General features: G+C 45.9%; 16 protein-coding genes. 13 read left to right on the forward strand and 3 right to left on the reverse strand.

Annotated features, from left to right (window positions below):
• The first annotated feature begins 49 nt into the window (after positions 1 to 49).
• Genes RJ32_RS05515 through RJ32_RS05555 form a run of 9 tightly spaced genes read left to right on the forward strand, consistent with a single transcriptional unit; the run spans position 50 to position 9,296 of the window.
• Positions 50 to 1,390: a Na(+)-translocating NADH-quinone reductase subunit A gene (locus RJ32_RS05515; protein WP_034819923.1), complete on the forward strand. Its 1,341-nt coding sequence runs from the start codon at positions 50 to 52 to the stop codon at positions 1,388 to 1,390.
• A 2-nt stretch (positions 1,391 to 1,392) separates the two neighbouring features.
• Positions 1,393 to 2,595 carry an NADH:ubiquinone reductase (Na(+)-transporting) subunit B gene (locus RJ32_RS05520; RefSeq protein WP_034819926.1) on the forward strand — a complete coding sequence of 401 codons (1,203 nt, stop codon included), beginning with the start codon at positions 1,393 to 1,395 and terminating at the stop codon, positions 2,593 to 2,595.
• Complete coding sequence (locus RJ32_RS05525; protein WP_034819929.1) at positions 2,588 to 3,364, forward strand: Na(+)-translocating NADH-quinone reductase subunit C; 777 nt, start codon at positions 2,588 to 2,590, stop codon at positions 3,362 to 3,364. Before RJ32_RS05520 ends, RJ32_RS05525 begins: the two co-directional genes overlap by 8 nt.
• Positions 3,357 to 3,989 (forward strand): NADH:ubiquinone reductase (Na(+)-transporting) subunit D, encoded by a 633-nt coding sequence (locus RJ32_RS05530; RefSeq protein WP_011234298.1) that lies wholly within the window; start codon positions 3,357 to 3,359, stop codon positions 3,987 to 3,989. Before RJ32_RS05525 ends, RJ32_RS05530 begins: the two co-directional genes overlap by 8 nt.
• Before the next feature lie 5 nt (positions 3,990 to 3,994).
• A complete protein-coding gene (nqrE, locus tag RJ32_RS05535) occupies positions 3,995 to 4,603 on the forward strand; it encodes an NADH:ubiquinone reductase (Na(+)-transporting) subunit E (RefSeq protein ID WP_011234297.1) in 609 nt (202 codons plus the stop codon).
• A gap of 36 nt (positions 4,604 to 4,639) precedes the next feature.
• The gene (gene nqrF / locus RJ32_RS05540) at positions 4,640 to 5,866 is read left to right on the forward strand and encodes an NADH:ubiquinone reductase (Na(+)-transporting) subunit F (protein ID WP_011234296.1); all 1,227 of its coding nucleotides are present in this window, start codon (positions 4,640 to 4,642) and stop codon (positions 5,864 to 5,866) included.
• Between the two features lie 3 nt (positions 5,867 to 5,869).
• A complete protein-coding gene (locus RJ32_RS05545) occupies positions 5,870 to 6,898 on the forward strand; it encodes an FAD:protein FMN transferase (RefSeq protein ID WP_034819945.1) in 1,029 nt (342 codons plus the stop codon).
• An 11-nt stretch (positions 6,899 to 6,909) separates the two neighbouring features.
• Positions 6,910 to 7,122 carry a (Na+)-NQR maturation NqrM gene (gene nqrM, locus RJ32_RS05550; protein ID WP_034819948.1) on the forward strand — a complete coding sequence of 71 codons (213 nt, stop codon included), beginning with the start codon at positions 6,910 to 6,912 and terminating at the stop codon, positions 7,120 to 7,122.
• Positions 7,123 to 7,178: 56 nt separating this feature from the next.
• A complete protein-coding gene (locus RJ32_RS05555) occupies positions 7,179 to 9,296 on the forward strand; it encodes an aminotransferase class V-fold PLP-dependent enzyme (RefSeq protein WP_034819951.1) in 2,118 nt (705 codons plus the stop codon).
• 13 nt (positions 9,297 to 9,309) lie between these two features.
• Here the strand turns inward: RJ32_RS05555 and RJ32_RS05560 are convergent, their stop codons facing one another.
• Together RJ32_RS05560 and RJ32_RS05565 are read right to left on the reverse strand one after the other, a co-directional pair.
• Positions 9,310 to 10,380 carry a hypothetical protein gene (locus RJ32_RS05560; RefSeq protein WP_034819954.1) on the reverse strand — a complete coding sequence of 357 codons (1,071 nt, stop codon included), beginning with the start codon at positions 10,378 to 10,380 and terminating at the stop codon, positions 9,310 to 9,312.
• An 81-nt stretch (positions 10,381 to 10,461) separates the two neighbouring features.
• On the reverse strand, positions 10,462 to 11,214 hold the full coding sequence (locus RJ32_RS05565) for a YciK family oxidoreductase (protein WP_034819957.1): 753 nt from the start codon (positions 11,212 to 11,214) through the stop codon (positions 10,462 to 10,464).
• A gap of 186 nt (positions 11,215 to 11,400) precedes the next feature.
• Between RJ32_RS05565 and RJ32_RS05570 the strand changes: the two genes are divergently transcribed.
• The 3 genes from RJ32_RS05570 to RJ32_RS05580 all read left to right on the forward strand — a co-directional run bounded on the left by RJ32_RS05570 (position 11,401) and on the right by RJ32_RS05580 (position 16,227).
• The gene (locus RJ32_RS05570; RefSeq protein WP_034819964.1) at positions 11,401 to 13,776 is read left to right on the forward strand and encodes a VolA/Pla-1 family phospholipase; all 2,376 of its coding nucleotides are present in this window, start codon (positions 11,401 to 11,403) and stop codon (positions 13,774 to 13,776) included.
• 72 nt (positions 13,777 to 13,848) lie between these two features.
• Positions 13,849 to 14,847, forward strand: coding sequence for a protease SohB (gene sohB / locus RJ32_RS05575; RefSeq protein WP_034819967.1), 999 nt, complete (start codon positions 13,849 to 13,851; stop codon positions 14,845 to 14,847).
• A 96-nt stretch (positions 14,848 to 14,943) separates the two neighbouring features.
• The gene (locus tag RJ32_RS05580) at positions 14,944 to 16,227 is read left to right on the forward strand and encodes a dicarboxylate/amino acid:cation symporter (protein WP_034819970.1); all 1,284 of its coding nucleotides are present in this window, start codon (positions 14,944 to 14,946) and stop codon (positions 16,225 to 16,227) included.
• Between the two features lie 56 nt (positions 16,228 to 16,283).
• Here the strand turns inward: RJ32_RS05580 and RJ32_RS05585 are convergent, their stop codons facing one another.
• Positions 16,284 to 17,066: a tRNA-(ms[2]io[6]A)-hydroxylase gene (locus RJ32_RS05585; protein ID WP_034819973.1), complete on the reverse strand. Its 783-nt coding sequence runs from the start codon at positions 17,064 to 17,066 to the stop codon at positions 16,284 to 16,286.
• A 198-nt stretch (positions 17,067 to 17,264) separates the two neighbouring features.
• On the opposite strand from RJ32_RS05585, the gene RJ32_RS05590 reads away from it, so the two are divergent.
• Positions 17,265 to 17,864: a Yip1 family protein gene (locus RJ32_RS05590; RefSeq protein ID WP_034819976.1), complete on the forward strand. Its 600-nt coding sequence runs from the start codon at positions 17,265 to 17,267 to the stop codon at positions 17,862 to 17,864.
• Positions 17,865 to 17,898 lie beyond the last annotated feature (34 nt).

Here is a 17,898-nt window from a genome sequence, read left to right on the forward strand (position 1 = left end):
CGGTGGCTGGTTGTGATGAATCTTCCCTTAACGAGTAGTGCAAACGCATATGATTACGATCAAGAAAGGGCTGGACATCCCTATTAAAGGGGCGCCCCAGCAAGAACTATCCGACGGTAAGGCTGTGACGACAGTCGCTACCCTAGGTGAAGAATACGTGGGTATGCGCCCAACCATGCACGTGAAAGAAGGTGACCAGGTTAAAAAAGGTCAGCTGATTTTCGAGGATAAGAAAAACCCTGGTGTCAAGTACACAGCCCCCGGGGCTGGTGTAGTAAAAGACATCCTGCGTGGTGAGCGCCGAGTATTGCAGGCGGTTGTTATTGAATTGAAAGGTGACGAGCAGGTTACTTTTGATAAATTTGACAGCGACAAGCTCAATTCATTAGGTCGTGAGAAAGTTCAGGACATTCTGGTTGAGTCAGGTCAGTGGACTGCGCTTCGTACCCGTCCTTACAGCAAAACTCCGGCATTAGATGCAGAAGCCAGCGCGATTTTTATCAACGCGATGGATTCTAACCCGTTAGCTGGCGACCCAACTTTATTTATAAATGAACAGAAACAAGCTTTCATTGATGGTCTGAAGGTTCTTTCTAACCTGACCGAAGGTAAGTTGTTTGTTTGTAAAGAGGGTAATGCTGAAGTGGATACTGGCGACGCAGATGTCACGCTGGAGTCATTTTCCGGCCCTCATCCATCAGGTTTGGTTGGTACTCATATACACTTCCTTCAGCCAGCGAGCATTAAACGCCCGGTATGGCACATCGGTTATCAGGACGTTATCGCTTACGGTAAGTTATTCACTACAGGTGAAATCTTTACTGATCGCGTTGTTGCGGTTGCCGGTGAAGGCGTTAAAGAGCCTCGTCTGTTACGCACCCGCTTAGGTGCTAACTTGCATGAGTTAACGGATGGTGAGCTAAGTGGTGATAATCAACGTATTATCTCAGGGTCAGTCCTGCATGGTCACACTGCGGATAACGAACACGCCTGGTTAGGTCGTTTCCATAACCAGGTTAGCGTTATTCCGGAAGGCAATTATAAAGAGTTTCTGGGCTGGATACGTCCTGGCTCGGACTTGCACTCAGTTACACGCGCTTATGCCGGACACTTTAATCCGAAGAAGTTATTTAGCATGACAACGTCACTGAATGGTTCTTCACGTTCAATGGTTCCAATTGGTAACTACGAACGCGTAATGCCTTTGGATATTTTGCCAACATTACTGCTGCGTGACTTGTTATCAGGGGATACTGATGAAGGTCAGCAGTTGGGTTGTCTGGAACTGGACGAGGAAGACCTCGCATTGTGCACTTATGTTTGCCCCGGGAAGTACGAATATGGCCCGGTGCTGCGTGACTGTCTCACTAAGATTGAGAAAGAAGGCTAACCATGAGCTTGAAAGACACACTCGAGCGTATTGAACCGCAATTTGAAGAAGGCGGTAAATACGAGAAGTGGTACGCGCTTTACGAAGCCGTAGCCACTATTTTGTACACACCAGGTACTGTGACTAAGTCGGCTACGCATGTTCGTGACCGTATCGACCTTAAGCGTATTATGATCTTGGTGTGGATGATGACGTTCCCGGCAATGTTCTGGGGTATGTATAACGTTGGTAACCAGGCTGCTTTGGCTTTGGCTGACGGCTATGCGCTTTCTGACGTCTGGCAGGTTGGGTTATTCCACTTGTTCGGTGGCGAGTTAGGCACTAATGCCGGCTGGGGCGCGAAAATGTGGTATGGCGCGTGTTTTTACCTGCCTATTTACGCGGTTACCTTCTTTGTTGGTGGCTTCTGGGAAGTCCTGTTTGCGTCTATTCGCAAGCACGAAGTTAACGAAGGTTTCTTCGTTACCTCGGTTTTATTCTCCCTGATTTTGCCGGCAACAACGCCATTGTGGCAGGTTGCTTTAGGTATCACCTTCGGTGTCGTTATTGGTAAGGAAATTTTTGGCGGTACTGGTCGCAACTTCCTTAACCCGGCACTAACCGGTCGCGCATTCTTATACTTCGCTTATCCTGCCAGCATGTCAGGTGATTCCATCTGGACTGCCGTCGATGGCTTTTCTGGTGCAACAAACCTGGGTAAAGCGGCTCTGGGTGAAATGGATTATGGGAATACTCAGCTTTGGTGGGATGCTTTCCTTGGTAACATCCAGGGGTCAGTAGGTGAAGTTTCAACCTTACTTATTCTGGTTGGTGGTTTAGCGTTAATTTATTTCCGTATTGCCTCCTGGCGTATTGTCCTGGGTGTCTTTGTTGGCATGGTTCTGTTCTCCGGTTTACTGAACCTCGTCGGCAGTGAGACAAATCCAATGTTCGCAATGCCCTGGTACTGGCACTTAGTATTGGGTGGTTTTGCCTTTGCAATGATGTTTATGGCAACCGACCCGGTATCTGCGTCCTTTACCAATAAAGGGAAGTTTGCGTACGGCTTGTTAATTGGTTTTATGACGGTCATGATTCGTGTCATTAACCCGGCATTCCCGGAAGGCATCATGTTGGCCATCTTATTTGCTAACGTATTTGCACCGTTATTTGACCACTTTGTAGCACAGGCAAATATCAAACGGAGGTTAGCGCGCAATGGCTAAGAAAAATGAAAGTTTAGGCAAGACCGTTGGTGTCGTGCTGGCGCTTTGCCTGGTTTGCTCAATTGTTGTTTCTGGTGCTGCTATTGGTTTGAAACCAATGCAGGAAAAGAATGCGGCACTTGATATGCAAAAGAACGTTTTGGATGCTGCCGGTATTCTGGAAGCCGATACCGACGTTGTTGAAACTTACAAGCAACGCATCGATACCATGGTTGTCAGCCTTGAAGATTTAACCGTTAAGGATGACATTGACCCGACATCTTTCAGCAATCGCAAAGCAGCGAGTGACCCTGAAAGAAGTAAAAAACTTGAGAAAAAGAACGACCCTGCTGGTTTAGGTACCCGCGAAAATTTAACACAGATTTATCTTGTTAAAGATGAAAGCGGCGAAACAACAGGTCTTGTTCTGCATGTTCGTGGCCAGGGTCTATGGGGAACCATGTACGGCTTACTGGCGTTAGAAGGCGACTTTGACACTGTTAAAGGCGTTAACTTCTACGAGCACTCTGAAACTCCGGGGCTTGGTGGTGAAATCACCAATCCGGCCTGGGTAAAAACTTGGCAAGGTAAAGAAGTTTACGGCGAGGACGGTAACGTCCAGTTTGAAGTGGTAAAAGGCGGCGCCAAAGGCGAGCACGAAGTTGATGCGCTTTCTGGTGCAACTTTGACCAGTAATGGTGTTGAATACCTGGTTCAATTCTGGATGGGCGAAAATGGTTACGGTCCATTACTCAAGAAACTTCGTGAGGGAGAGTTGAACAATGGCTAATGTAAAAGAAATGAAGTCCGTATTATTCGGACCGATATTCGCCAACAACCCCATCGCACTACAGATTCTTGGTATCTGTTCTGCATTGGCTGTAACGTCGAAAATGAGCAACACCTTGGTTATGTGTATTGCACTAACTGCGGTTGTCGCGTGCTCTAACTTATTTATTTCGATTATCCGGAATCATATTCCGTCAAGCGTACGTATTATTGTCCAAATGACAATTATCGCGAGCTTGGTTATTGTCGTTGACCAGATACTAAAAGCTTACGCTTACTCAATTTCTAAAGAGTTGTCAGTGTTCGTTGGCTTAATCATTACTAACTGTATCGTTATGGGTCGCGCAGAAGCTTACGCTATGAAGAGCACTCCGTTTATGTCCTTTCTGGACGGACTGGGTAACGGTTTAGGTTACTCAGTGGTGCTGTTGGTTGTTGGCTTCATTCGTGAACTCTTTGGTTCAGGCAGCTTGTTTGATGTACAGATTTTACCTCTGGCATCACAAGGTGGTTGGTTCGAGCCGGTTGGCTTGTTACTGATGCCACCTAGTGCCTTCTTCATCATTGGCGGATTTATCTGGGTACTGCGTACCTTCCGCACTGAACAAGTTGAACCTAAGGAGTAATGGTCATGGAAAACTATATCAACCTGTTCATCCGCGCGGTTTTCATTGAAAACCTGGCATTGTCCTTCTTCTTAGGTATGTGTACGTTTTTGGCTGTATCTAAGAAAGTAAAAACAGCATTTGGTCTGGGTGTCGCGGTTATTGTTGTATTGGGTATTTCGGTACCGGTTAACAATTTAATTTACCACAACATTCTGGCCCCAGGTGCTCTGGAATGGGCTGGCTTCCCGGATGCGGATCTAAGTTTCCTGAAGTTTCTGACCTTTATAGGTGTTATTGCCGCTATTGTGCAGATATTGGAAATGGCATTGGATAAATATGTACCTGCACTATACAACGCACTGGGTATTTTCCTGCCACTCATTACCGTTAACTGCGCTATTTTTGGTGGCGTAGCTTTCATGGTCGAGCGTGATTACAATTTTGGCGAATCCGTTGTTTTCGGAATTGGTAGTGGTGTTGGCTGGGCTTTAGCTATTGTTGCTTTGGCTGCAGTGCGCGAAAAACTGAAATATGCAGATGTACCTGATGGCCTGCGTGGCTTAGGTATCACATTTATTTCAGTGGGTCTGATTGGTTTGGGCTTTATGTCGTTCTCCGGCGTATCCTTATAACCAGTGTGTTGAATCGGTAAAAAAAGGTACGAATCGATGCAAGAGATATATCTCGGTGTAGGGATGTTTACCATCATCGTACTGGTTTTGGTTGCGATTATTATGTTCGCAAAATCAAAGCTGGTACCTCAGGGTGATGTGGAAATCCTGATTAATGACGACGAAGACAAAAAAATCGTGACCCAGCCTGGTACTAAACTTCTGGGTGCGCTGGCTAATGCGGGTATTTTCGTCTCGTCAGCTTGTGGTGGTGGTGGTTCATGTGGCCAGTGTCGTGTCACAGTTAAAGAGGGTGGCGGTGACATATTGCCGACTGAACTTGACCACATTACTAAACGTGAAGCTCGTGAAGGCTGTCGTCTTTCCTGTCAGGTTAACGTTAAACAGGACATGGAAATTGAATTACCAGAAGAAGTTTTTGGTATTCGTAAGTGGGACTGTACGGTTAAGTCGAACGATAACGTAGCAACCTTCATTAAAGAGTTTATTGTTCAGTTACCGGAAGGCGAAGAAGTGCCTTTCCGCGCAGGTGGTTTCATTCAGATTGAAGCTCCACCGCATCACGTTAAATACAAAGACTTTGATATCTCCGAAGAATATCATGGAGATTGGGATCGTTTCGGTTTCTTTGATGTTGAGTCTAAAGTTGACGAAGAGGTTGTACGCGCTTATTCAATGGCTAACTATCCGGAAGAAAAAGGCATTATTATGCTGAACGTCCGTATAGCAACGCCGCCACCTAACGACTTAAGCTTGCCTGCAGGCAAAATGTCATCGTACATTTTCAGTCTGAAGCCAGGCGATAAAGTCACAATTTCAGGTCCATTTGGTGAATTCTTTGCCAAAGACACTGACGCTGAAATGGTCTTTATTGGTGGTGGTGCCGGTATGGCGCCAATGCGTTCTCATTTGTTTGATCAGATGCGTCGTATAAAAACGGATCGTAAAGTATCGTTCTGGTACGGTGCGCGCTCGAAAAAAGAAATGTTCTATGTTGAAGATTTCGACATGCTGGCCGAAGAGAACGAGAACTTTGACTGGCACGTGGCATTATCTGATCCACAACCGGAAGATAATTGGGAAGGCGATACTGGCTTTATTCACAACGTTCTTTATGAGCGTTATCTTAAAGACCACGACGCACCAGAAGATTGTGAGTTCTACATGTGTGGACCACCGGTTATGAACGCGGCAGTTATCAACTTGTTGAAAGACTTAGGCGTTGAAGACGAAAATATCATGTTGGATGACTTTGGTGGTTAATTCATGATGCTATCGAAACTGTCGATTGCTAAAATTTGGCTAGCCCTTCTGGGGCTGGCCTTTTTAGTTTCTTGTTCTGATTCACCTGAGAAAATATCCTTTAGCGGTAAGACTATGGGAACCACCTATAGTGTCACTGTCTACTCTAAGGATCCCAGACACAACAAAGAAGAGATTCAGAAGAAAGTTGATATAGTGCTCAAAAGAGTTAATGCACAAATGTCGACTTATGATCCAGAGTCTGAACTCTCACAGTTTAATCAGTTTAAAAGTACCCAACCTATGGTTATTAGTCGTGACCTTGAACGGGTAGTTAATCGTGGTCTCGAAATTGCTGAGGAAACGGAAGGTGCTCTGGATATAACCGTTGGTCCTCTGGTGAATCTTTGGGGCTTTGGTCCTCAGGCAAGACCAGAAAAAGAACCGTCTGAAGAAGAGTTGAATGCGGTTCGGGAAAAAACGGGCTATCAGAAACTACGTGTAGAAAATCATCAATTGATTAAGGATAACCCGGATCTATACGTCGATCTGTCTACTATAGCCAAAGGCTTCGGCGTCGACAGAGTTGCTCACTTATTGGATCAGTTGCGTATAAAGCAGTACCTGGTGGAAATTGGCGGTGAGGTTATTGCAAAAGGCGGCAAGCCGGATGAAGCATTATGGCGCCTGGCGATAGAAAAACCGGTTTCAACGGAACGTGCGGTGCAACATGTTGTCCAATTTAAAGACGGCGCTTTGGCGACATCGGGTGATTATCGTAATTACTATGAAGAAGATGGTAAACGATATTCGCATATTATTAACCCGGTAACCGGTGCTCCTGTGCAGCATAACTTGGTTTCTACTTCAGTTTATGCCGAGGACACAATGTCTGCCGACGCTTATGCAACTGCTTTATTTGTAATGGGGACGGAAAGAGCAAAGTCCTTCGCAAAAAGACACAATATGGCAGTTATGCTCATTTATAAAACCGAAAACGGTTTTGAAGAGTATATGAGTGATGCATTTAAGCCGTTGTTGGCCGAGCAGTAGTAGGAGTTTTAATGCAAACCTTTATAATGGTATTCGCCTTATTTATTATCGTTGTGCTGGCGATGGCCGTTGGCTATATTGTACAGCGCAAGACAATTTCCGGTAGCTGTGGTGGCATCGGCGCTCTGGGCATGGAAAAAGCCTGTGACTGTGATGAACCATGCGACAAGCGAAAAGATAGGATGAAAAAGGAACAAGCCTGGAAAGAAAACCAGATTCATTGACCCTTTTAGTCATAAAGGTTATAAACATATAACTTTTAGTTAATTTGGAGGGTGGCATGAAACCAGTAGATATTCAGACAAACGCAGACGAACTTTATCTGGACTGTAATGCTACCACTCCGGTACTTCCCGAAATTATCCAGGCTGTTTCGCATACGATGGAAACGGTTTTTGGTAACCCTTCAAGCAGCCATATTACGGGCTTAAAAGCTCGCTATATTCTGGATACCACACGTCAGTTAGCTCGCAAAATTGTTGGCTTGCAGTCGGGCCGACTTATTTTTACCAGTGGCGCGACAGAAGGCATTCAGACGGCTGTGGTTTCTGCAATTCACGCGGCTATGCAGGTTGCTCCCGATAAGCGAAAAAAATACCTGCTGTATGGTGCGACAGAACATAAAGCTGTTCCCCAGGCCCTGGCTCACTGGAATCAGTTACTTGGACTGAAAGCTGAGCTTGTTGCCATTCCAGTTGATAAACAAGGCTTATTGGATAACCAGTTTATTGCTGAGCATGTCAAAGATGCTGCCATGATATGTACTATGGCAGTTAACAATGAAACCGGTGTTATTCAGAACTTAAAACAACTGGAAGAGACAATACGTCAGCAAAGCCCGGATGTACCCTGGATGGTTGACTGCGTTCAGGTATTGGGGAAAAAAGCTCTTAATTTAGATGAAACAACCATTGATTACGCTCCGTTTAGTGGTCATAAGCTTTATGGGCCGAAAGGCATTGGGTTTATGGCGGTTCGGGATTCAGCCCCTTATACCCCTCTAATTATTGGTGGAGGACAAGAGTCAGGTCTGCGTTCCGGAACCGAAAACTTACCGGGAATAGCAGCATTAAATGCGTTATTTGAATTGATGCTGGATGATAGTAACCGTCGCTTTCATAGTGAAGCTAAATTACAGGATTATCGATCTCAGTTGGTTGAAGCCCTACGGTCAGCTTTCCCTTCTATTGTATTTAACCATGACTTTGAGCGCTCGGTTCCTACTACGCTGAACTTCTCCGTAGAAGGAGTTGCCTCGCGCGATATTATGGATGTTTTTGACGCCTGTCAGATAAGAGTGAGTTCAGGCTCTGCATGCAGTTCCAAGGTAACAAAAAGCTTTGTTTTAGACGCTATGGGGCTGGAAGAGTGGCGCAGCGGTTCCGCTATTCGATTATCTTTTGGTCCGGCAACGCGACAAGAGGAAATTACTGAGGCTTGTGTACGTATAAAACAAGCTGCTGATGCATTGAGAAATTCCTGCTTGATTGTTGCGGACACGAATAACGATAACGACGCTCAGTTAGACGGTGTTGTGCAACTGAAGTACGACGATCATTGCTGTTATCTGGTGATAGATAAGCAAGCTAAAGAAATAGCCGTTATCGATCCTCATCCGGCTTTGGCTGGCAGAATTGAGAATATTGTCAGCTGCCAGCATTATCAAGTGAAAGCGGTGGTATCGACATCCGCTGATTCAATTACCAGCCAGTCTATTGAGTTGTTATTACCAATACTCATGCCTGAGCAGTCAATAGACGAGTACGATGTGTTTGGCTGGCCTAAGTCTGCTACTGATTCCTGTGACGTGGTTCCAATGGAATGCGAAGGCAGTGTCAGTGGCTGTGTGAGTATCGGTGAGCGACGTTTATTTCGAGTCGGTAACCGTAATCCGGTTTATGTATTAAGTGAATCGGCTGCGCTGAAAAGCCGGGTGGGTTCAGACTTTTTATTTACCGGGTCTGAGGCAGCTTCAAGCACTTATGAGTGCTTTATTGGCGAGAGTACGCTTATTTGCCCGGGGCAAGACTCAGAGCACCATATTGTTTACACGCCTTGTGAATTAAACGGTGACTGTCGTGTTGATGATGGAGTTAATATTCCGGTGGGGGATACTGACGAATTCTGGCATCGCGATGATTTATTAATTGTTGACGTGCGGGAGCGGCAGGAGCACGTATTGTCCGATATTCCCTGCAATGCAGAGGTGGTTAATGTACCACTGACCGAAGTCATTCAATTTATACACAGTAATTCACACTTGCGTGAGCGCGATATTATTTGCTTGTGTCGCTCAGGCAACAGAAGCCAGGTGGTAGCTAATGTGCTTAAGCGACACGGTTTTAATAGCCGTCACTTATTAGGTGGGCTGGCTTTATTGAGTTCTCCAGCGGCTTAATGTGCGTTAATCGCTAGAGTTTCGGGCGCTGTTTCGGCGCCTGCCATTGCAAACGACCGACATAACCGTCTTTACCAACCAGCCAGCAGCTGATATCCCCATGACACTGAATATTCCAGATATTGGCATCAGAGAGCTTAAACCACTCATTATTCTGTAGGTCTAATGCTGCTGCGCCTTGAGGGTTAGAGGTCAGCAACCAGGAACCCTTGTGGTCGACCAGGCTTAAGCTATAAAGAGCACCTTTAATTGGCGGCCCGGGCAAGGCTTCAAATTCGTTGTTTTGATAATGCCACAAGCGATTTTCATCGCCAGAATCATCATTTAAGTCACCACCAGCAATATAAAAGGTTTTATCGTCAATAGGCCACACACTGGTGATGCCCGCCATAGGTCCTGCTTCCATTGGTGTTTCTACCACACGAAAGCGAATGCCAAACGAGCCTTTAATTAATACTCGAGCTTTATCAGCATTACCCGTTGCAATCATCCAGTTGTCGTTATTAAAGCGGGCACAGCTGCCACTTGAGGCGAAACCACCTTCGTTAGATTGAGGCGGCTCGGCGACCGCGCTGCGAACTTGCATCCAGTTGCGGCCATCGGCACTGCGTACCATCCGCCATTCGTCTCCAACACTGTCGCCATGTACCCAGGCTTCGCCGCTAGGAGAAAGTGCCATGCAGTTGAAAAAGCTGTCCGCCTCGCCGCGATAACGCAGACGCCAACTGTTACCACCATTCTCAGTGTAGTAAATACGTGACTGACCACCGGTACCAACGCTTAACGCATAGGCGCGGCGGTCATCAATAGCTTCAATATCGCGAAAATCGAGGTCACCAGGTCCGGGTTGAAAATATTCCCAGCTTTTTCCTGAATCGGTAGTTCTGGCTACAGTTCCTTTCTCACCGGAGATCCAAATAGTATCGCGACTAACCGGACTTACCCCCACCCACTGTTGCTGGCGGACGTTGTCAAAAACTTCGATTTCCGGGGGCTCAGCAACTGCTGACAAACTGAACAATGCGCTGAAAGGCAAAGCGAGCCTAAGTATATTAACGGCTCGCTGCTGTAGCTTCGATGTCATAGACGTAACCTAATTAATTATGCATGTTATTGAGTGTAACACGTTTCCTTTTTACCGATACGTCAGTTCGAAGCTGCCGGTTTACTGGGCGTCGAAACACAATCCATTATCAGAAATGCTGTCGTCACTCATCAGATACAAATAAGTTGGCATCAGATCTTTTGGCGTTTTAAGTGACTTCGCGTCTTCTGCCGGATACGCTTTTGCACGCATCGCTGTGCGGGTCGCGCCGGGGTTAATGACGTTGGTGCGTAATTTGGTATCTTCATACTCGTCGGCAATAACCTGAGCCATACCTTCTGTAGCAAATTTACTGACAGAATATGGTCCCCAGAATGCCCGGCCTTTTCTTCCTACGCCGGAAGACGTGAAAACTAAGGAGGCATTCGGAGACTTTTCCATTACCGGAATCAGTGCCTGAGTCATGGCAAACTGACCCGTTACGTTAACCTGCATAATGTCGTCCCAGCTGTCTTTCTCAATGTGCGTAAAAGGTGACAGAATGCCAAGTAGCCCAGCGTTATGCAGCACGCCGTCTAATTTACCGAACTGATCGGCAATGGTGGCCGCCATATCACGATAATGACTTTCTGTTGCGCCTTTTAAATCCAGCGGAATAATTGCTGGTTGAGGACTTTCCTGAGCGATAATTTCGTCATAAACTGACTCAAGCTTGCTAACAGTACGCCCCAATAAAATGACTGTAGCGCCATGTTCGGCGTAGCTCAGAGCGGCTTGACGACCAATTCCGTCGCCTGCACCAGTAACTAAAATAACCTTATTTTTCAATAATTCAGGGCTTGCCTGATAATCATGTACGGTTTTAATTTCCATAACAGTTTCTTAATACCATTGGACTGTGGTCGGGTGAGTGGGCTATTGTAACGATATTCGAGTAACTTCTCAGCAAACGAACGAAAAATCGGTAAAAAGCCTTTCATCTTATTTGATACCGGTGTATAAAAATCGTTAAGAGAAGCCGTAAAATAACAAATCATAAAAAAGAATTGAGGATACCTCATGAAGAAATTATTACTCCCGCTTGCGATTGGTTCTGCACTTAGCCTGGTAGGCTGCGGCAGCGGCGACGAAGCTCCTGTTACAGAAACCGAAGTTAGCGTTGCTGCGTCACGCGTGGTTTTTGACCCGTCCAATGGTGCTTTATCTGCGCCTACTAACATCTTATTAAGCGGTTCAACTGATGGCACGTTGAATTTGCCAGTTGAAGATGCTTCAGATACCGCAAACCCTCAGGTTGCTATTAATGGGCTTGATGGTTGGGGTACCCAATCAACTTTAACTTTTGATTTCTCATTACCAGTTGATGAAAATGGTGAGCGAGTCACTATTGAAGCTGCTAGCCTGGAAGCCCAGGGCTCAATCCGTGTATTTGAAACGATTCAGGGCGGCAATGAGGTTTCTGAGCAATGTGCCGCCGCAAATCCTGCGGCGGTATGTGCAATAACGGGTGAGCTAGAACACAATACCGACTTTACCGTTAAAGCAACAGGCGATGGCAGCGTCGCAATTTTACCACTGCGTCCATTCAAACCTAAGACTGGTTACCTGGTGGTATTGACCGACAATATTCAAGACTCTCTTGGTCGCGATGTTAAGCCATCACAGACTTATACCTTAATGAAACGTAATGCGGATGAAAAACCGGTTTCAGGTGATGAGAGTGCCGTCTCACTGCAGCGCTTGGTTAATAGTTATGAAGGTTCTTTGGCGCAGTATGGTGTAGACCCTGAAGGCGTGATTTACAGCTCGAACTTTACCACACAGTCTGTGGGTGATGTTTTGGGCGCTACCAAAAGTTTGTTAGGACAAAGAGTCGCTGCTTCTAACCCTCCAATGTTACAGGCTTCTCCTCAGGGTGTAACTTTGGATGCGGTTCTGTCAGGTGCTGGAATTACCGATCCAGACGCGTTGGCTGTAGCTAGCGCGGCAAAAGTTTATGGTGGTCAGGTTGATCTGCCTTACTACTCTCCTTTACCCAGTGCAGAGAACCCAACAGCACCGTTGTCAGGAAGGTGGACGGCTCAATGCGACAGTCCTGCTGCTATATTAAACGGCTTGCAGGCAGGCGAGATCGATGCCGCGGCTGAGGGCATTAGTGCCGCAATGATTGATGATCCAACATTGATGCTTCCTCCTAACGAATGCTTTGATATTGAAGGTGTGGATGAAGAGAGAAATCTAACTCGATATAACCCTGTGCCTGCGAATCAGGGAGACCAGACGATCGACGCATTTATTACAATTCCTGATTTGGCGACGGCAAATGGCGTTCGAGCTACAATGGGGCTTGATCCTTTAACCGCTCCGGCTGATGGCTGGCCTGTAATTATTTTTCAACACGGTATTACGGGCGAGAAAGAGAATGCCGCCGCAATAGCTGGTACCTTCGCAGTAGCTGGGTTCGCTACAGTAGCGATAGATCATCCATTGCATGGTGCACGCGCATTTGACGTAGACAATGATGGTACTGATGATATTGATGCATCCAGCGAAAGTGGTGTTACGGCTTATATGAACTTAAGCAGTTTGTTAACCACTCGGGATAATCTGCGTCAGTCAATTACCGACCTGATCGGGCTTCGTTTAAGTTTAAATTACTTTCAGGATGCGAGTGGCACAGAAGAGTTAAATGGTCAGGATGTGCACTTTGTTGGACACTCTTTGGGGGCAATTGCCGGCACAGGTTTCACTGCCTTGGCTAACACCTCTTTTGGTGAAGACAGTCCGCTTGTGTCACTTGATAACCAGTTTTCTGTTCAAGCCTCAAGTTTAGGTATGCCTGGTGGTAGCATAGCGAGTTTCCTATTGGCTTCTGACAGCTTCGGGCCGACGATTAAAGCAACTTTGCTGTATTCATCTAATCCAGAATTTAAAGCTGCGGCTGACGAGGCTATTGCAGGCGGCGCCACTCTTGAAGAATTCTATGCAGGATTTATGGCACAAGCGTCAGAACAGCAAGTCGCGCAAATTAATGCAACTCTTGAACAGTTCGCCTTTGCAGCTCAGACGGTTATCGATTCAGGTGACCCTGTTAACTATGCAAGTAGCGTAGTCGCATCGGAAACACCAATTCATGTGATAGAAGCTATTGATGATGCTGTTATCCCGAATTCAGTGGAGAATAAACCACTGGCGGGAACAGAACCTTTGGCTGCATTGCTTGGTCTGCAGGGCATCTCAACTACGACAACATCTGAAGATGGAACCACGCCGGTATCAGGCATCGTTCGCTTTGGTGGCGATGCAGAGCATGGCTCGTTAGTTGATTCTTCTGCATCAGCAGATGTTACCGCAGAAATGCAGCAACAAATTGCTTTCTGGTTTGCAGCCGACATGTTGCAGTTACCAGTAACCAACGAAGAAGTGGTAGAATAATCTCAGGTTATTGAACACTTGGTATTCAAAGGCCGGCAGTTATGCTGGCCTTTTTCGTTTTAGGAGAGTGGTATGGATTTTGTTGCTGATATTGGAGGCTTTTTACTAAAAGCCGCTATTATTGTGGTGGCTGTTGGTTTTATTGTAGGCCTTATTGCTCAGGCGGCGCAGAAGCAGAAAAAGAGTAAAGGTGACTTACAAGTCACGCATTTATCTAAAGAGCTGAATGAGCTCAGTGAACAATTGAAAATTGAGCTTATGGATAAAAAAGCTCAGAAAAAAGCATTGAAGGCGCTAAAGAAAAAGAAGGGTGCCGAGAACAAAGAGAAACGCCTTTTTGTTATTGATTTTAAAGGCAGTATGGACGCGAAGGAAGTCGACAGCTTACGCCATGAAGTGAATGCCATTTTAAACTTGGCCACTGAGAAAGATGAAGTACTAGTGAGGCTGGAAAGCGGCGGTGGTGTCGTCAATGGTTATGGTCTGGCGGCGGCTCAGCTGCTGCGTTTAAGAGAACACAACTTAACCGTTAATGTTGCTATAGATAAAGTGGCTGCAAGTGGCGGTTATATGATGGCCTGTGTCGGTCATAAATTGCTTGCGGCACCTTTTGCTTTTATTGGTTCAATTGGTGTGGTTGCTCAAATACCGAATTTCCACCGTCTTTTGAAAAAGCATAACGTCGATTTTGAGCAATTAACCGCGGGTGAGTATAAGCGCACTTTGACTATCTTTGGTGAAAATACTGACGAAGGGCGTCGTAAGTTTAAACAGGACTTAGAAGCCATTCATCGTCAATTTAAGTCTTTTGTTCAGGAAAACCGCAGCGAGCTGGATATAGACAAAGTAGCAACAGGCGAGGTCTGGTCAGGTCAGGAAGCAAAAGAGCTTGGCTTAATTGATGAAGTGACGACCAGTGACGGGTGGTTAATGAAACAGCATAAAGGTTTCGATGTATTACAATTACAGTATGTTATCCGTAAACCGCTAAGTGAACGTTTTGCGAAAGGTATGTCTGTTATTATTCATACCTTAAAATCTTCCTTAACCCGGTCAGATGTCGCACAATAGAAGGTGTTCAGCGAGGCTTACAGTTTTATAGCTGCTTATTTAAAAGCTTTCTGCTAGGCTGTCGCAGTTTTTTAGAATGAATAATAAAGGACGCTTATGAGCGAAAAGAAAAAACTCAGCCTGACTAGCCGTATCGTTATCGGCATGGTCGCTGGGATCATTCTCGGTACCATTATTCGTTACGTTGCCGGTGATAATGCCTGGGTTTCCCTGTATTTAACCAATGGTCTTTTTGATGTTGTTGGTCAAATATTCATTACCTCTTTGAAAATGCTTGTTGTGCCACTGGTATTTGTGTCACTGGTGGTCGGCACTTGTTCCTTAAGTGACCCGAGTAAGCTTGGACGCTTAGGTGGTAAAGCTGTTGGCATGTATATGATCACTACGGCAATAGCGATTACCTTTGCGATTAGTTCGGCAATTTTGGTGCAGCCAGGCTCCGGCATTGAGCGTGCTTCGGACGCCACTTTTGAGCCCAGCGAAGCGCCGTCGGTTAGTGAAGTTATTGTTAACTTGTTTCCCGATAACCCGATTAATGCTATGGCCGAAGGCAATATGCTGCAAATTATTGTGTTTGCACTGTTGTTCGGTATTTCCATGGCCTTAGTCGGTAAGCCGGGCGAACGTTTAAAAGGCTTTTTCGATGATTTGAATTCGGTCATTATGAAGCTAGTCGTTATTCTGATGAGCGTAGCGCCCTATGGTGTATTTGCGTTAATGGCTAAGCTGTTTACGGAAATTGGCGTGGAAATGATAGGCAGTCTGGCGAAGTACTTCCTGCTTGTGCTGTTTGTATTGATCGCTCATGGTTTAATTATTTACCCCTTATTTATGCGCGTTCTTGCCCGGGTTAAGCCGGGACTTTTCATGCGTAAGATGCGTGACGCTCAATTGTTTGGCTTTAGCACCGCAAGCAGTAACGCGACTATGCCTATCACGTTAGAAACCGTTACCCGTCGTTTAGGCGTCAGTAACAGCGTGGGTTCCTTCACTGTGCCACTGGGCGCTACCATCAATATGGATGGTACGGCTATTATGCAGGGTGTTGCCACCGTCTTTATTGCGCAGGTGTATGGGCTGGACTTAGGTGTTGCTGAATACCTTATGGTGATTATGACGGCAACTCTCGCATCGGTCGGTACTGCCGGAGTGCCTGGCGTTGGGCTTATTATGCTTGCCATGGTGCTGCAGCAAGTTGGTTTACCGGTTGAAGGTATTGGCCTTATTATCGGGGTGGATCGCTTGTTGGATATGACCCGGACTGCAGTTAACGTAACCGGTGACGCTATGGTCAGCTGCGTAGTTGCTCGCTCCGAAGGCGACTTTGATGAAGATGTTTATTATGACAAAGAGGCTGGCAAAAAACTGGAGGAGCTCTAACTACTGAGATTTCTCCGGTTACTTCTCCGGATGTTACTTCGAGAGCCGGTGCACAATTAAGCGTGCACCGGTACTCCTGAGTGAAAACGTAGCTCAGTGTCGTCAGATGTAATCAATTCCGCTTCCCACTCCCTGAACTGATTAACCCGCTCAGTAATGTCTGTATCACTTAGCTTCTGCGCTAATTCCAGGTAGTCCTGATAATGGCGTGCTTCTGAACGTAACAGGGACACATAAAAGCGGGCTATATCCTCATCCAGATAAGGAGCCAGTGCGGCAAAACGTTCACAAGAGCGTGCTTCAATAAGGGCTCCTATAATTAATTTATCAATTAAAGCCTGCGGTTCGTAAGTACGTACATGACGGATCAGGCTGGCCGCATACCGCGATGCGCTGAGCTTATAAAGTGGCACATCTCGTGCCTGCATTATTTCAAGAACCTGCTGGAAGTGATGCAGCTCTTCCCGAATTAAACGGGACATTTTATCAATAATTTCGTCGGCGTATGGTTGTGACTCAGCTGCTTGTAAAGCGTGAGACAATTGCTTGCTCTGTCTAAGTTGCTGAAAATTTCCAAGACCGCGATAAACCAAATCTTCGTATGGCTGAAGAGCGTCAAGCAGAGTTTGTCCGTGATCTTTATTGACGGCATAACGGCGTAGCAATAAGGCTGCACTTTGAGCCGCTTTTAGCTCACAATGTAAATGATCCAGTAAGATGACGGGCAGATTATCAGCCAGCGAGGCTTGCTTAACCCAAGCTGAAGGCGTTCGGCAAAGTAAAAATGAGTGTATCGGGTCAAGCAGGTTTAGATAGGGTTCGACGAGACTATAATTCACAGCGATCCTTCTTGGCGTAAAAGGTGTAATAATAAATTAACAACTAACCCTTTGTTCTATAACAAAAGGCCTTGACAGAATACAGATGGTGCTGAATATTAGATACATGGGGTGAATTTTTCAGCAGTACCCGCGTCAAAAATTATAACGTATTTACGAATTCGGCGGTATGACCGCGAACTATGGGGAAGTGAAATTATGATACTGAATCATATTTGGGGGTTATATGCCCATCCAGCGCAAGAGTGGAAATCGATAGACAGCAAGCGTGAGAGCTTTCTTTATTCCTGCTCTCATGTCTTATTGGTTGCAATTTTACCTTGCTTAGCGGCTTATTATGCTTCGGCTCATATTGGCTGGAGTGTCGGTGCACGCGAGTCCATTTATCTTACCCAAAGTAGTGGTATCATGCTTGGCGTTGCAATGTATATTGGTATTTTGGGAGCCACGTTTGCGTTGGCTTACTTAATTTACTGGATGGCGAAAACTTTTGGTGCTGATCCGAGTTACACGAAGTCACTTGAATTAGCGGCTTACGCGGCAACTCCGGTTATTATGTCGGGAATAGCCTCACTCTATCCTGAGCTGTGGTTTGTTGCTTCCGTTTTTCTTATTGGCGTGGCTTATTCGGTTTACCTGCTTTACTCAGGTCTACCGGTTATTATGCACATTCCGGAAGAACGTGGTTTTCTGTATGCTAGCTCGGTAGTTACCGCGGGTCTTATTGCTATGGTTGTACTTATGGCAACAACGGCCATTTTATGGACCAATGGTTTTGGGCCTGACTTTATTTCTTAAAGTAAATTTTAAATAAAAAAATGCGTCTCGTAGT

It is taken from the genome of Idiomarina sp. 28-8 (assembly GCF_000320945.2).
Classification (GTDB): Bacteria; Pseudomonadota; Gammaproteobacteria; order Enterobacterales; family Alteromonadaceae; genus Idiomarina; species Idiomarina loihiensis.

Excerpts from the sequence above, each read along its gene's own strand:
- RJ32_RS05580 (WP_034819970.1), top strand. The coding sequence starts at position 14,944 with ATGAGCGAAAAGAAAAAACTCAGCCTGACTAGCCGTATCGTTATCGGC.
- nqrM (WP_034819948.1), top strand. The coding sequence starts at position 6,910 with ATGCAAACCTTTATAATGGTATTCGCCTTATTTATTATCGTTGTGCTG.
- RJ32_RS05525 (WP_034819929.1), top strand. The coding sequence starts at position 2,588 with ATGGCTAAGAAAAATGAAAGTTTAGGCAAGACCGTTGGTGTCGTGCTG.
- RJ32_RS05570 (WP_034819964.1), top strand. The coding sequence starts at position 11,401 with ATGAAGAAATTATTACTCCCGCTTGCGATTGGTTCTGCACTTAGCCTG.
- RJ32_RS05545 (WP_034819945.1), top strand. The coding sequence starts at position 5,870 with ATGATGCTATCGAAACTGTCGATTGCTAAAATTTGGCTAGCCCTTCTG.
- RJ32_RS05530 (WP_011234298.1), top strand. The coding sequence starts at position 3,357 with ATGGCTAATGTAAAAGAAATGAAGTCCGTATTATTCGGACCGATATTC.
- RJ32_RS05520 (WP_034819926.1), top strand. The coding sequence starts at position 1,393 with ATGAGCTTGAAAGACACACTCGAGCGTATTGAACCGCAATTTGAAGAA.
- RJ32_RS05515 (WP_034819923.1), top strand. The coding sequence starts at position 50 with ATGATTACGATCAAGAAAGGGCTGGACATCCCTATTAAAGGGGCGCCC.
- RJ32_RS05560 (WP_034819954.1), bottom strand. The coding sequence starts at position 10,380 with ATGACATCGAAGCTACAGCAGCGAGCCGTTAATATACTTAGGCTCGCT.
- RJ32_RS05565 (WP_034819957.1), bottom strand. The coding sequence starts at position 11,214 with ATGGAAATTAAAACCGTACATGATTATCAGGCAAGCCCTGAATTATTG.
- nqrE (WP_011234297.1), top strand. The coding sequence starts at position 3,995 with ATGGAAAACTATATCAACCTGTTCATCCGCGCGGTTTTCATTGAAAAC.
- RJ32_RS05590 (WP_034819976.1), top strand. The coding sequence starts at position 17,265 with ATGATACTGAATCATATTTGGGGGTTATATGCCCATCCAGCGCAAGAG.
- nqrF (WP_011234296.1), top strand. The coding sequence starts at position 4,640 with ATGCAAGAGATATATCTCGGTGTAGGGATGTTTACCATCATCGTACTG.
- RJ32_RS05555 (WP_034819951.1), top strand. The coding sequence starts at position 7,179 with ATGAAACCAGTAGATATTCAGACAAACGCAGACGAACTTTATCTGGAC.
- sohB (WP_034819967.1), top strand. The coding sequence starts at position 13,849 with ATGGATTTTGTTGCTGATATTGGAGGCTTTTTACTAAAAGCCGCTATT.